Origin of the sequence: Labrenzia sp. THAF82, assembly GCF_009363435.1 — a bacterium.
GTDB lineage: Bacteria > Pseudomonadota > Alphaproteobacteria > Rhizobiales > Stappiaceae > Roseibium > Roseibium porphyridii.
Genome location: NZ_CP045354.1, coordinates 5,559,264 through 5,573,502 on the forward strand (window position 1 = coordinate 5,559,264; position 14,239 = coordinate 5,573,502).

Sequence of the window (14,239 nt, forward strand, 5' to 3'; positions counted from 1 at the left end):
CTTACGGCACAAAGCCCGCCCACGATTTTATCTAAATTAATTAAGAAACATGCCTCACCAATAGAGTATTTACAATGCCCCCTAAAATTGACGACGATTACACTTCAGTCTCTAAACTTATAAAATATTTCGAATTAAAGATATCAAATCAAGTCAATAATGGTAGTGTCAGATTCTTGGGCACGTCCAGACACGTCTCATCGGTTGGCAATCCGGTTCAACCGGGTCAGGAGACAGATCCGGGCATTGCCCTAAAACCCGCTCTCAAAAAGAAAAGAGGGGGAAAAGGACCGGGGCGGAAAGTTAGGTTCGCGGACACTTCGATCGTGCATGAACTGAACTGCACTGCAGCCGATGTATTCGCTAGGAAAAAAATTTCTTTCAATAAAACGGAGAATATAAAGCAGAAAAAATTGGAGCGAAAAGAAGAAAAAAAACTGGTTGAAAGCGACGAGCTGAAATTGTCGGAACGTAAGAAACTGACAATTCTAAATACGCGTTTGAATGAACTGGGATTCTGGTCTTCGACCCAGAAGAGCAAAACTTCATCTGCGCGAGAGGCCTCATCAAAATACATGGTGCTCAGCTTCAAGCGGAGACTAGCCCTGGAGCTGGACTCGAACAATGTTCGAAAAATGGAGAAAGCGAGTAGTCTGGAATCGGTCGGGACAATTGAGTGGTGGAACGCTCGCATAGAGAATTGGGCTGCGAGCCGCGGCGAGGAACTTCAGCTCTTAAATGAAAGGCTGGATCAATTGCGCGGACAAATCGAAGAATTGAGTGCTCGGCGAGAGCGTCGGCAAGTTACCAATGGCGCATTTGCCGACCAAGCCCAAAAGCTCAAAGCAAAGAGGCTAAAAGTTGAGCGAGAGTCAAGGGAGGTTCTTAAGAAAATCCACCGCGATGATTCGTCTATCAAATCGTTGAGGAGAGAGATCGCCCAGGATAGAGCCTTCTTCGGATCGAAGGAATACAAGAGCTTCCTCACCGAGCATACCACGATGGAACTCAGTTGCGGCTTTCAGGTGATGGAAAAGGTCCTCGCAGAGGCCGAACATAAAACGGACGGTTCTCTTCAGTTTGTTACTTCGTTGAAAGGCCAATTAAAAGCTCTAAAAGACAATTTGAACCCGCTTGAAACAGAAGCACAAAAGATTCGATCCAAATGTCGCAAACCGGATGAACCTAAGTATCCTGAAGCTGAAAGCCTCGAGGATTATTTTAAAGTTCAAGATAAAGTAAACAAGCTTACGAAGGCCTACGAAATAGCACTTGATCTCTATGAAAAGGAAAAAGAAGCCTTCCTTCGACGGACGCAGCTGGACGATTTGTCGCCTAATGTGGCTAGGAGCCTCTCGGCCTCTGCTGGGCAGGCCCTAATCAGGAACGCCGAGTTGCAATCGGCTGGTGCAAACTCTACCCGCCAGCGCCGCTCCAAATCTCTCTTCAGGAAGGCACGCCGTTCCACGGGCTTGATAGATAGGTCAGTTCAAGAAACAGGCCCTCTCCGGCACTACATCGGCGGTAGCGAAAATGTGCACGCGACACGCAAACGGCCTTTCTGGAAACGAATGCTAACGGCTTTTTCGGCGCAAAAGAACTAGCCCTACTTTGGCAGGTTTTTGTGAGTTTTGATTTTGGAGGATTCCCCGACGGAGTTTTCGGTGCTTCATATAAGACCGGCTTTAGGAGGTGTCGGTCATGGATGGGAATTGGCAAAGTGATCTCGAAGGTTGGTTAGCGCCGTTTTTGGTAGCGCTTCGTCACAAGACGCGTGCCCGGATGTGTCCGGCCTATATTGAAGGTTTGATCGGTCCAGGAGACCGCAAGAGCATTCAGCCGATGGCGGAGAGGACGGGCGCAGCCAGTTACGATCAGTTTCACCATTTCATTGCGAGCAGTCCCTGGGATCCTGCTCCAGTCGAAGCTGCATTGCTCAGCGAAGCTGACCGACAGGTTGGCGGGAACGATGCATGGCTGATTATCGACGACACCGCACTGCCCAAAAAGGGGAACCACTCGGTCGGCGTGGCCCCGCAATATGCTTCGGCATTGGGGAAACGGGCGAACTGCCAGACGCTGGTATCCGTGACGCTGGCTTCGAATGAAGTGCCTGTCATGGTCGGCTTGCGGCTCTTTCTGCCGGAGAGCTGGATCTGCGATACCGCCCGGCTTGATCACGCCAGAGTTCCTGATGATGTTCGTGACTACAAGACCAAGCCCGAGATCGCCTTGGCGGAAATCGACCGGGTTCGTGCAGCAGGTGTGCGTTTTGGTTGCGTCCTTGCCGATGCCGGATATGGCTTGAGTGCTCCTTTCCGGCAGGCTTTGAGCGCACGCGGGTTGACCTGGGCCGTTGGCATCCCGTTCAAGCAAAAGGTTTATCCCGCAGACGTGAAGATGATCTTCCCTGTCGCCAAACGCGGCCGCCCGCGCCAGCGGCACATTCCCGATACAAAGTCGATCACAGCGCAGGCCATGTTGGAAACCGCAAAGTGGCAGAAGGTCAGTTGGCGGCGCGGGACCAAGGGAGCCCTTTCGGCACGCTTTGCAGCTGTGCGGGTCCGGATCGCAGACGGTCCACCTCAGCGCATTCGCGACATGGGTGCCCAGCACCTGCCGGGAGAGGAGGTCTGGGTCGTCGGCGAGCACCGCTCGACTGGCGAGCGCAAATACTATCTGTCCAACTTTCCCGCAGAAGCGACACTCAAACAACTTGCCGGCGCCATCAAGGCGCGTTGGATCTGCGAACAGGCACATCAACAGCTCAAAGAGGAACTCGGTCTGGATCACTTTGAAGGACGATCGTGGACTGGGCTTCACCGGCACGCATTAATGACGATGATCGCCTTTGCCTTCCTGCAATCCCGACGCCTTAAGCAAGCGACAGGGGAAAAAAAGAATCTCCGGACCTCCGCCGCAACCAACACTGCCTGCCGTCCGGACGGAAATCCTGAAAATCATCCAAAAACCTCCGCCCGAAAGATGCCCTCATTGCCGGAAATCTATCTTTGAGAAAAATCTGCCAAAGTAGTGCTAGTAGGTCTATTCGGGGTGGCGGTTGGAGCTGTGGTCTCTTCAAGGCGCTTCGCGCAGATACATTTTGCAACAAAAGAATATGCCAGAGATATGGCAGCAATACGCGGTCTTCTTAGAGTACTGAAAAGAGGCAGCGTGTAACGCTTGATTGCGTTTGTTATGATTCGGGTCCTGTCTGCCTTTGTATGATTTGCCTAGGCTTGTCGCGATAAACTTCGCGCGAGAAGTTGGGCTACATTCTGAGGGTCGCAGATATGAGTAGTCGTCACACGGCAAAGAGTCCCGCAAGGCATTTGGGAATGCAGAAGCTCCTGCGGCCCAAACGGTTCTCCACCGAGCTTCTCCAAAGTGATCGGCAATTCGAATTCTGGCGGAAAGTAATGTCGCCTCTGTTTGATGTTACACCGGCGTTGCCGGCTGACGGCGGGTTCAGAGCGAGCTGGCGCGGATTCGACCTCGGTGTGGTTCAGGTGGCTGAGTTCAAGTCCGAGCCGATGCGCTTCGTTAGAAACCGTCTGAATGCGGATTTAGCTGCAAAAAACTGGTGTCTGACGATTGTCAAACAAGGAGCGATTGAAAGCCGCGTTGGCGAAACCCGGGTCGAGGTCGTTCCTGGAACAATTTTGATCAATTCTCTCGCTGGCTCATTCAGCGGCGCGACTAGCCGGATAGAATGTATCAACCTGTTGCTGAACAGGGATTTCTTCTTCGATATGGAAGAGGACATCGATGCCCTTCTCAATGTTCGCCTCGAGGGTCCAGCTGCCCGTATCCTCAGCGACTTCGTCTTGAGTTCGGAAAAACTATTTACCGCCTTGACTATATCAGAAACATCCCTGTGGATTGAGACCTTCTCCCACTTGCTTGGGGCGGTTTTGAGGCAGCCGCGCAAGCGCCCGGCCTTCGCGCAGATTCCCCGCGATCGAGTCTCAATCGTCCTGAACTATATCCGAGAAAACCTCCATTCGCCGGCGCTCGGTGCGCAATCGATCTGCAATGCGTTGCGAATGTCGAGGCGCCAGCTCTACTATCTGCTCGCTCCCTATGGCGGTGTGGCGAGGCTGATAACCCGCAAAAGGCTCGTGGCCGCATGCAGGGCGCTGGCCCGCAGTGAAGATTGCAGATTGATCAGCACCGTGGCCTATTCTCTTGGTTTTTCCGACCACGCCGTATTCTGCAAGCAGTTCCGTGAAGAATTCGGCTTCAGTCCGTCGGACGCACGCGAATCCAGTATCTGCGGATACCTTCCCCGGATGGCGAAGCCCAGCAGTCTTGCACAATGGTGGTCAAACAGCGTGGCAAGCCCCTAGCCGTTTGTGAAGAACCGTGCACAGAGCGGAGCCCACATGAGATTAGAGGCTGCTGCCTTCATTTCTCGAAACATTAACACCCGTCCGGGAAGGATCTCCGGGCCTGTGGCGGTGTATCGCCGGGATACTGAAAGGTGAGAAAGAAAGGTGAGAAAATGGGTACCTCGCAAGAGCACGACCGGTCGCCGAACATGGATTTGGACGAAAGAGACAATAGTGTCGTTCTGGTTGGCATGGTTGTGGCGGCAATATCGGGTGCGATCATAGGATTTTGCTTTGGCGGCTATTTTGCACTTGCACTCTTCATGCCAGTTGTTTTCGCCTTAGGATGTCTGATGGGCTGGAAAGCGAATACTGTCTCCAGGCCTGAAGCAGTTCGACGCGCCTGAAAAATACACTGGATACCGCGACAAGGCAGCAGTTTGCTGCGTCTCGAGCTGAAAAAAGCCTCTGCAACCTGCCGCTCGCCGATGTCTCTCTTGTCATGGTCGAATAGTTTTTGGGTATTGAACTATGTATTGTTGTCATTCTCTAAATGTATCAGTCGTCACTGATCAAATCCAATACTTTGACCAGATTAACGTAGGTCGCAAAAATGCATCAGAAGCAAACACGCTTTTCCAATAATTAATAATGAACAGAAACGCTTTGATCAACGAAGTCGTGTTAGGAAAAATTGACGTTAAAGAATTATCTTCTTCCAGATACAGTATTAATATGAATAGTCAAAATATTGAAGAGATCACTGAATTTGACCTCTTAATCGGAGCCAAGACGATTGCATCGAATTATGTTCAACGCTCGGAAGCTCTTTAGGAGGATCGCCGACGAACTGGCTCGCGAGTTCAACAGCGATCTGGTCTCGCGCGAAGATGAAACAGGTGTCGCGGCAATACAGGCTAGCCCGACTTTGGCAGGTTTTTGTGAGTTTTGATTTTGGAGGATTCCCCGACGGAGTTTTCGGTGCTTCATATAAGACCGGCTTTAGGAGGTGTCGGTCATGGATGGGAATTGGCAAAGTGATCTCGAAGGTTGGTTAGCGCCGTTTTTGGTAGCGCTTCGTCACAAGACGCGTGCCCGGATGTGCCCGGCCTATATTGAAGGTTTGATCGGTCCAGGAGACCGCAAGAGCATTCAGCCGATGGCGGAGAGGACGGGCGCAGCCAGTTACGATCAGTTTCACCATTTCATTGCGAGCAGTCCCTGGGATCCTGCTCCAGTCGAAGCCGCATTGCTCAGCGAAGCTGACCGACAGGTTGGCGGGAACGATGCATGGCTGATTATCGACGACACCGCACTGCCCAAAAAGGGGAACCACTCGGTCGGCGTGGCCCCGCAATATGCTTCGGCATTGGGGAAACGGGCGAACTGCCAGACGCTGGTATCCGTGACGCTGGCTTCGAATGAAGTGCCTGTCATGGTCGGCTTGCGGCTCTTTCTGCCGGAGAGCTGGATCTGCGATACCGCCCGGCTTGATCACGCCAGAGTTCCTGATGATGTTCGTGACTACAAGACCAAGCCCGAGATCGCCTTGGCGGAAATCGACCGGGTTCGTGCAGCAGGTGTGCGTTTTGGTTGCGTCCTTGCCGATGCCGGATATGGCTTGAGTGCTCCTTTCCGGCAGGCTTTGAGCGCACGCGGGTTGACCTGGGCCGTTGGCATCCCGTTCAAGCAAAAGGTTTATCCCGCAGACGTGAAGATGATCTTCCCTGTCGCCAAACGCGGCCGCCCGCGCCAGCGGCACATTCCCGATACAAAGTCGATCACAGCGCAGGCCATGTTGGAAACCGCAAAGTGGCAGAAGGTCAGTTGGCGGCGCGGGACCAAGGGAGCCCTTTCGGCACGCTTTGCAGCTGTGCGGGTCCGGATCGCAGACGGTCCACCTCAGCGCATTCGCGACATGGGTGCCCAGCACCTGCCGGGAGAGGAGGTCTGGGTCGTCGGCGAGCACCGCTCGACCGGCGAGCGCAAATACTATCTGTCCAACTTTCCCGCAGAAGCGACACTCAAACAACTTGCCGGCGCCATCAAGGCGCGTTGGATCTGCGAACAGGCACATCAACAGCTCAAAGAGGAACTCGGTCTGGATCACTTTGAAGGACGATCGTGGACTGGGCTTCACCGGCACGCATTAATGACGATGATCGCCTTTGCCTTCCTGCAATCCCGACGCCTTAAGCAAGCGACAGGGGAAAAAAAGAATCTCCGGACCTCCGCCGCAACCAACACTGCCTGCCGTCCGGACGGAAATCCTGAAAATCATTCAAAAACCTCCGCCCGAAAGATGCCCTCATTGCCGGAAATCTATCTTTGAGAAAAACCTGCCAAAGTAGTGCGAGATTGTGTGTTCCGATCCCGTGTCTTCATTCTTGACAGAGATTTGAGGAACTTCCGTCTGAATATCCTTTGTACTCGAACCAAACTTCTTGGTAAGCATTCCGAATGTACTCTGAAGAAAGTTACGATTCGTCTTGCGGCCCGCTGTCTCCGCATCAGCCGATTGGTCTTGCGCTTCGGTATGCTCCACCGATGCGGCACGCGACTGCTCCCTTCCAATTTCTGCCGTTAGTACCTCGGCGCGAAAGCGCACTTCCTTAGCGGAATTTTCGGTGCGAACGGCTTTCTTGTTGACGGAAGAACCTTTTAGCGCCAAGCGAACTGCCTTGGTCTTTTTCACAAAGAGACTGCTGGTGCTCGCCTTCAGTTTCAAACTGTCTGTGAGCACGGCTTCCGACTTTTCATCATAGCGCGGTTTGTTGTTCTCAAGCGTCGTTTGGCTGTTTTGAAGAGCTTTGGCAGCCTTGGTCACACGACCTCTTCTTTTGCGCCCAAGCAAACTGTAGCCGGTCGGTTGCTCGGTTGGCCTCCGTGCGTTGCGATCTTCGAAATGCCTTTTGGCCCGAGGCCATGGCCTCATTCACCGCTTGGGCGTCAACGAATACGAGAGGATGTTTCTGCTTCTTAATGCGGCGTGAGACGCAGGTTTCTGTTTTTCTTTTTTCAGGCTGAGCTGGCAGATCAGACGGGTCTTGCCGACGCACCTGTCTTTCACGGAACTCTCCCTCGTCCAAAGGATCTTGAACGGCGGCAAAGGGATCGTCAAGGTTCTCAATACTGACCTTACGTGTATCCGGCACGGAATCGACATCTGGAATTTCGGCATTTCTTCCATATGAAAGCAAGACTTGGGGCGGGCGTAACCAGCAACGGACTTGCTCCCTAAACTTAAGTCTGTCCAGCTTCGTCTCATTGATCCGACGACAAGTATTACGAACTTGCGCAGTGTCTGTACAATTGAGTGTTTTTTCTGCAATGTAACTTTTGATACGCGTCTTGCTGTTTTGCGTCTGTTGCAGCCCGACAGTCCGCATCCAACAACCCAGAGTTCCACGGTGGGTGTCCCCTCTGCGACTACGCAACCGTCAAGCGCTTGAAATACCTTTGCCCAGCGATAAAGTCGATCAGAAGTGTTTGGAGTTTTGTACAAAATTACGGCAAAGGCGATTTGCGTTTCGAGCGCGCGCGATTCTTTAGAAGGAATGCCGAGTGATCGCCGCGTCTCTCGGGCGATTGCAAAAAGCGAGAGATGTCACACGGCCTGAGCCTGACAGGGGTCGGGTCAGACTGGGAGACTTCAGTCACGAAGCAGTGAAAAGAACGGGAGGTTTCGTTGAAAAATACCAGATTCTTCATACATCTTCGAATTGCGTAACTAACTTTCGATCGGTTTGGCACAACAAACCCACATTTCGGGACAAATGACTTGAGAAAAACCTTAAGGTTTCTATCGCTAGCGTCGCTAACGATCGCCGTAGCGATTTCATCCGGGTCGGCGCAAACCGTTACCGGTTGCGTTGCGACCCAGGCCGTGGACCCGACCAGAACCGTGTATCAATGCGCAAACGGCCTCGTGCTGGAAGCCGAAACAGCCACAGCACCTGAGGTAACTGCCGGTGCAGGACGTCCGGAAGTCGTCCTGGTCGATAGAGATGCCGTCCTAATTCAGCTGCAACCGGGGGCGGGACCATTCGAGATCCGCACACCGCATGCGATAGCTGCCGTCAGAGGCACCGAGTACATCGTGGATGTCACTTCGGAGCAGACGTCCGTATTTGTAGTACGAGGAGAGGTTGCCGTTTCCCGAGCCAATGGATCGGAGTCCGTGCTTTTAACCGCGCAAGAAGGCGTCGACGTTGCACCCGGTTTTCCTTTTGCGCCGGAACGCTGGTCAACACTTAGAGCTGAAGCGCTTCTCGCGCGTTTCGGGCAATGAATACGAGGTTACAGGCTGGTCTTTTCACCGTCGTCTATGCGTGCGGTATCATCTGGGCGATATGGCTGGCCCAGATTCATATCAGCGGCCGCTCCAGCCTGATTGACAGACTGGAAACTTATCTTCTGGACCTGAGTATTCTTGTGAACGGGCCTCAAAGCCCGCATGCAGACGTGATTATTGTCGCGATCGATGACGAGACGGTTGACGATCTTGGTCGTTTCCCTGTGGAGCGCAGCGACATTGCCGCGATCGTGGAAAAAATCGCAGCCGCCGACGCCAGCGCACTCGCCGTCGATATCTTGCTCGCAGGCGCCACACAAGAGGCGGAGGACAAGCGACTTGCGGAATCCTTGAAAAAACTTCCTTCCCTGATCGCATCAGCGGGACAGTTCAATGATCAAGACGCCGGTACTTCGCCGTTTCCCACTCCGGAAAGGGAACTGACACCTTTGCCTCTGTTTGTTGACGCTGCACACACAGGTCTCGTGAATGTTTCGAAAGATGGCGGCGGTACGCCAAGGTATCTACCTATGGCGTTTCAGACGTCAGCCGGTCTTGCACCGTCCTTCGCATTGCGTGCGGCCGGGCTATTCCTCGACCGCCAGCCCTCGTTTACCCGTGAAGCCGTTCGTGTCGGCGGCAATCTGGTCCCACTCGACCTCAATTGGCACTTGCCGCTACGTTACTACGGCCCCGGGAAAAGCATCAAGACGCTCAGTGCCGCACGGCTGCTCAACGAAACCCCTCCGGGCATTGACCTCGACCGACAACTTGTGGTTTTGGCAATAACGGCGACCGCCGTCGGCGACCGCTTCAATACGCCCTTCGATCCTATCCTTCCAGGGGCCGAAGTTTTGGCGACTGGGATCTCCAACCTGCTCCAGGGTACAGGACTTGTGCGCGACAGTTCCATAAGACGGACAGACGGCGCTGTTGCGCTCGTCTTCACAGTTTTTGGTATGCTTGCCATAGGTCTTCTCCCCCTGGCCACGGCGACAGTGCTCTATATCACAGCGCTTACCTGCTGGCTTTTCTTCACGGTCTTCGCCTATGCAAACGGTTATTGGTTTAACGGCGTTTTGCCGATCGCCGCGAGCGTAGCACCCGTCATCGCGGTGGCGGTGATAAGACAGGGTTTCGACTGGGCCCGTTATCGGCGCATGGCGCGGGCGCGTGAAGCACTCAGCCGCTTCCACGCTCCTGACTTGGCTGCACGCATCTCCGACGATCCCGACTTTCTCAGTGAACCTCGTCAGCAAAACGCGGCCATTTTGTTCATCGATCTCACCGGGTACACCAGCTTGTCGGAAAAATACGGTCCCGCGCGTGCTCGGGAGGTGCTCAAGAATTTCCACACCGTTGTCGTCGAAGAGACGACGAAGAACCAAGGTGTGGTTCTTGATCTGATGGGGGACGGTGCCATGATCGGGTTCGGCATACTTGAGGAAAGCCGGGCGGACGCGGCGAGGGCCTGCCGGTGCGCCTTTGCACTTGTCAAGGAAGTTGAGGCCTGGTTGTCCACCACAGGGCCCGGCTCCGACATCAGGTCCGTTCGGGTCGGAGGTCACTTCGGTCCGGTTGTAATTTCCCGGCTGGGGCATGAGAACCATCAACAGGTCGCGGCAACAGGAGACAGTGTTAATGCCGCAAGCCGTTTGCAGGACGCCGCCCGTCAGTTCGAGGTTTGTGTGGTTCTATCCAGGGACCTGATCGCTGCGGCGAAGGCAGACGAATTCAGTCCGAACATTCCCTCAACGCGGACAATTTCGCTCAGAGGCAGGCAACAGCCGATCGAGATCGGCCTATGGACAGCCTCGGAAGCTGGGACGGTTTTAAGCACGTCCAGGAGTGACCTGGAAGCGGACCTGTTGTCGCCTCAATAAAGCTGAATCAGATGCTTAACCGGTTCAGAGCCCAGCCTTACGCAGACCCTCGCCACGTCTCTACTGCTCCGTCCGAAATCGGACACACACCGAGCCCCAAACGTTATCGTCCACAGACGCCAGAAAACAGGTCCACTAATGTCCTTGAGATCGATATTAATCGTTGTAACTTCTTTATTAATGTTCTGGACGATTTTTGTCGCCTACCATTATATTCAACAGGGTATAAAAGCGACCCAGGTAAATCCATCGCCACATAGGGTCGCCACTATACTCGAACTGGTAAATACAACGAAACCGCAGAATAGGGACTACCTGCTTACTGCAATTCGATCTCCATTCTTGGAACTCGACATACTGCCAAGACACGCACTCCTGTTCGACGGGCAAGGGCCTGTTTATACACGCCCGAACGTGCAGGCGTATTCCGTAGTTTTTGGCGACGCTTTGCTTCATGTTGAAGAAAATCTATCCTGGAACAGCCCGTTCAGAGATGCATTCGAATCGCTCTTCGGTCGAAAGGGATTTACTTATCCAGCAAGCGCATTGACGTTCTGGCTTGCCATAGACGAGCATTACATGCTCGTCGTGCGCTCGCTCGTGCCGATCGTCGTTTCTCCTCTTGGCCTCCCAACCGGGACTGCGGCGGGCATTATCGGCGCGGGATTAGCTTTTCTCACTATTCTGATTTTTCACCGGGAAGTCTTGCCGCTGAGAAAGTTCGCGTCACTGGTCGAAAGGATCGACCCAGCAGGTGAAACCATTGATTTTCCCAGGTTTCGCTCTGCGACCCCCGAGATAAGATCTCTGCGCAACGCCTTCCTCCATCTTCAGTCCAGGCTCCAGACGTTGACGCGCACGCGCATGGCACTGATTGGCGGTATACAACACGACGTTCGCAGTTTTGCGACGCGGTTGAGGCTGAGGGTAGAGACTGTCCCTGACGAAAGCGAACGCGAACGCGCGATAGCAGACATCAATGACATGATTGCCCTTCTGGACGATGCGTTGTTAGCAGCGCGCGCCGGGTTCGGATCGCTTGACCAACAGATTATCGACATCGCCGAATGGTTGACCATAGAGGTCGGGGACCTGCGCTCGATCGGCTTTGACGTGCACTATGATGAAGTTTCCGGACAGGGCTGCGGTCAAGTGCTCGCAGACAGAGTAGCCCTGCGGCGTATTCTGGTAAACTTGGTTGAAAACGCTATAAAATATGGGCGCGAGTGCAGCATCACCCTGCAACAGGACCGGGACATGGTTGACATCCACATTGACGATCGAGGCCCAGGGTTTGAGGATGACACAGCAAGGCTCCTGATTGAACCTTTTGTGCGGGCAGAGACCTCCCGCGCCCGCAAAACCGGTGGAGCCGGTCTAGGACTGGCCATAGCCAACAGTCTAGCGGACGCCCACGGTGGTTTCATAACGCTAAGCAATCAGCCGATGGGTGGCCGCGTTACTCTCAGGCTGCCGATTTTTAAAGCTGTCTGAGAGCCCGACTTAGAAGAGGTTGAGTGATATCACCCTAGGGCGTTCAATCGTCCAGCTGCGTGCGTTGGAAGAACGCTTCTTCGTTTTTTATTGTCCCCACACTGAAATTCGTTGGTGCACGTGATGTTTTCCCTCTCCTTTCGAGTTTAGAATAAATTGCAATGTTTTTGTTGCAGTTAGGATAAATAGGTTTATCGGGTCTCGGATATTTTGATCGAGTCTTCTTTGCTTTTGTTTCAAACGGCTTCAAAGATGATGGCTTCACACTTCAAGTGCAACACCGATTTCGTTAGCGAACGCCTCGATTGGCGTTCTGTATCCCAGGCATTTTCTGGGTGTTGAATTCCGGATGAATGTGAGTGTCTCGATGTCATCATTGGTCCAATTTTGAAGGTCTGTTTTTCTCGGAAGATCGCGACGGACGCGGCCATTTCCGTTTTCAATCGACCCGCGTTGCCAGGGTGAATGCGGTTCACAGAAGAAGGCACGCAGTCCTGTTTCCTGCTCCAGCCTGTGATGTCGGGCGAACTCGCTGCCGTTATCCAGAGTAATCGTCTTTCGGGCTTTTTCCGGCAGTCCTTTGAGTTGGAAACGGATCGTGTCAGCAGTGGTATCGGCATCTTTGCGCGGCAGTTTGCTCATCATCCAGTACCTGGTCTTGCGGTCTTGAAGGGTCAGGAGAATGTCGCTCTGCTTACGGAAATGCATGCAATCGCCTTCCCAATGACCAACCTCGGCACGAGTGTGCGCCTTTGTCGGACGCAGCCAGATCGGCTGTTTTGCCTCGTCCATTCGCGACGTTCTGCCTTTGCGGCGGCGGTAGCCTCGTTTGGCCTTCCGTTGAGCCAGATACCGGTGAAGCTTGTCCTTGCGGCCATGTGGGCTATAGACATACCGGTAAAGGGACACCGGGCTGAGCGTATGCTGTGATCCCTCAAGTCGCAGCCGGCCCGAGATCTGTTCCGGGGTCCATCCCCTGCCAAGGCGGGCCACGACGCAGGCTCGAAGCTAGCTGTGGCGCTCAAGAAGGTGGCCGCGCAACTTGCGCGCCCAGGCGATCCGGTCGGCCTGATCCGGTTTGTAGCCATCCGCACCGCAATTGCGTTTCAACTCCCGGTCAATCGTCGATTTTGACCGGCCGAGCTGAGCCGCAATGTCATCAAGACTGTGCCCAAGGCTTCTCATCGCACAAATCCAGCACCGTTCTTCCAAATCAAGATGTCTGTAATGTCTTCCCATGTCACCTGCTCAAATCGCAGGTGTTGCACTTCGAATCTGAATCTAGGCTCTTCAGGTTCGCTGGCAAGAAAACAAAAGGCAGCTTAGCCAGGTTGAACGCTCAGCATTTCTGCACCAATAAACCATAGGAGGCTGAGACACGCTCCGCGCGGAGCACTCTCATGTCACGGTTAAATGGGGTTTGATTTTGGTGAAGTTGGTGTTCCCGCACCACGCCAGGTCAATAGCTCTTGGCCGCTTGACCCGAACCCAAAAGCCGGCAAATGAAATCTTGGATGCCCAAAGGCCTTGAAGTTAAAGCCGAAAATTCGCGCGTTCGCAGGCATTTCGAATTGCCCCTTCATTTGCCGATTGAAATAGCCCACCTAATCATTTGGCAATACGGGCTTCAATGATGATGTCTTCCGCGGTTATTTCCGGCGTCGCGACACCTACCAGCAAAATGGAGCTGCCGTTCTCCAAGTTCAAAAGCAGACCATCGTCTGTATCTCTCTTCGAGTACCGAGCGTTCGAAGTAACCTCCCAACCGAAAGCGGTCAGATCGATCACATCTTCACCCGAGGTAAAATCGGTTATTGTCGTGTCATTTGCTGAACTGGTATCGATGAAGACAAATGCATCGTTGCCCGCGCAACCTGTAAGCACATCGGTGCCATGCCACAACGGATCACGTCATCGCCCTCACCACCGATGATTTCGTCGTTGCCACTGTTGCCATAGAGAACATCGTTACCGTCGCCGCCAAAAGTGTGTCGTTTGCGCTGTTGCCGCTCAGATAATCGGCGCCGTCCCCACCGAAGACTTCATCATTGGCCGAAACGCCTTACAGCGTATCGTTTCCGCTAACGCCCGAGATCCGATCATTGCCTGCGTCACAGAAAATGATGTCGTTGCCGATCCCGCCCGTAACACTGTTATTGCCCTTACCACCGCTCATCAAATCGTTCCCGTGATTGCCAAGCAGGAAGTCGACGCCGCGCTCACCGTAAATCATGTCA

The 14,239-nt window shown here is 53.5% G+C and carries 11 protein-coding genes and 2 pseudogenes; 8 read left to right on the forward strand and 5 right to left on the reverse strand.

The annotated features are described in order from the left end of the window. The first annotated feature begins 326 nt into the window (after positions 1–326). From FIV00_RS25455 to FIV00_RS25475, 5 genes and pseudogenes are all read left to right on the forward strand, one after another. On the forward strand, positions 327–1,604 hold the full coding sequence (locus FIV00_RS25455; RefSeq protein ID WP_152503357.1) for a hypothetical protein: 1,278 nt from the start codon (positions 327–329) through the stop codon (positions 1,602–1,604). Between the two features lie 69 nt (positions 1,605–1,673). Further along, positions 1,674–3,015: pseudogene (locus FIV00_RS25460) on the forward strand (IS701 family transposase). A gap of 404 nt (positions 3,016–3,419) precedes the next feature. Then, positions 3,420–4,349, forward strand: coding sequence for a helix-turn-helix domain-containing protein (locus FIV00_RS25465; protein ID WP_173006153.1), 930 nt, complete (start codon positions 3,420–3,422; stop codon positions 4,347–4,349). Positions 4,350–4,504: 155 nt separating this feature from the next. Next, a complete protein-coding gene (locus FIV00_RS25470; protein WP_152503360.1) occupies positions 4,505–4,738 on the forward strand; it encodes a hypothetical protein in 234 nt (77 codons plus the stop codon). Between the two features lie 583 nt (positions 4,739–5,321). Continuing rightward, positions 5,322–6,663 (forward strand): annotated as a pseudogene (locus tag FIV00_RS25475) (IS701 family transposase). On the opposite strand, the gene FIV00_RS25480 reads toward FIV00_RS25475, so the two are convergent. Further along, the gene (locus FIV00_RS25480) at positions 6,640–7,158 is read right to left on the reverse strand and encodes a hypothetical protein (RefSeq protein ID WP_152503361.1); all 519 of its coding nucleotides are present in this window, start codon (positions 7,156–7,158) and stop codon (positions 6,640–6,642) included. The pseudogene FIV00_RS25475 and the gene FIV00_RS25480 sit on opposite strands and share 24 nt — an antisense overlap. Before the next feature lie 954 nt (positions 7,159–8,112). Between FIV00_RS25480 and FIV00_RS25485 the strand changes: the two genes are divergently transcribed. The 3 genes from FIV00_RS25485 (at position 8,113) to FIV00_RS25495 (ending at position 12,002) form a co-directional block, all read left to right on the forward strand. Next, the gene (locus tag FIV00_RS25485) at positions 8,113–8,622 is read left to right on the forward strand and encodes a FecR domain-containing protein (protein WP_152503362.1); all 510 of its coding nucleotides are present in this window, start codon (positions 8,113–8,115) and stop codon (positions 8,620–8,622) included. Next, entirely contained in the window at positions 8,619–10,508 is a 1,890-nt protein-coding gene (locus FIV00_RS25490; RefSeq protein ID WP_152503363.1) for a CHASE2 domain-containing protein, read from the forward strand. The genes FIV00_RS25485 and FIV00_RS25490 overlap by 4 nt, the downstream gene beginning before the upstream one ends. A 342-nt stretch (positions 10,509–10,850) precedes the next feature. After that, entirely contained in the window at positions 10,851–12,002 is a 1,152-nt protein-coding gene (locus tag FIV00_RS25495) for an ATP-binding protein (RefSeq protein WP_173006154.1), read from the forward strand. Positions 12,003–12,263: 261 nt separating this feature from the next. On the opposite strand, the gene FIV00_RS25500 is transcribed toward FIV00_RS25495, so the two are convergent. The 4 genes from FIV00_RS25500 to FIV00_RS29950 form a co-directional block, all read right to left on the reverse strand. Further along, a complete protein-coding gene (locus tag FIV00_RS25500; RefSeq protein ID WP_152503365.1) occupies positions 12,264–12,995 on the reverse strand; it encodes an IS30 family transposase in 732 nt (243 codons plus the stop codon). A 15-nt stretch (positions 12,996–13,010) separates the two neighbouring features. After that, complete coding sequence (locus FIV00_RS25505; RefSeq protein ID WP_247649285.1) at positions 13,011–13,187, reverse strand: helix-turn-helix domain-containing protein; 177 nt, start codon at positions 13,185–13,187, stop codon at positions 13,011–13,013. Between the two features lie 423 nt (positions 13,188–13,610). Then, complete coding sequence (locus FIV00_RS25510; RefSeq protein ID WP_152503367.1) at positions 13,611–13,904, reverse strand: M10 family metallopeptidase C-terminal domain-containing protein; 294 nt, start codon at positions 13,902–13,904, stop codon at positions 13,611–13,613. Between the two features lie 160 nt (positions 13,905–14,064). Then, positions 14,065–14,235 carry a calcium-binding protein gene (locus FIV00_RS29950; protein WP_173006155.1) on the reverse strand — a complete coding sequence of 57 codons (171 nt, stop codon included), beginning with the start codon at positions 14,233–14,235 and terminating at the stop codon, positions 14,065–14,067. Positions 14,236–14,239: the final 4 nt, after the last annotated feature.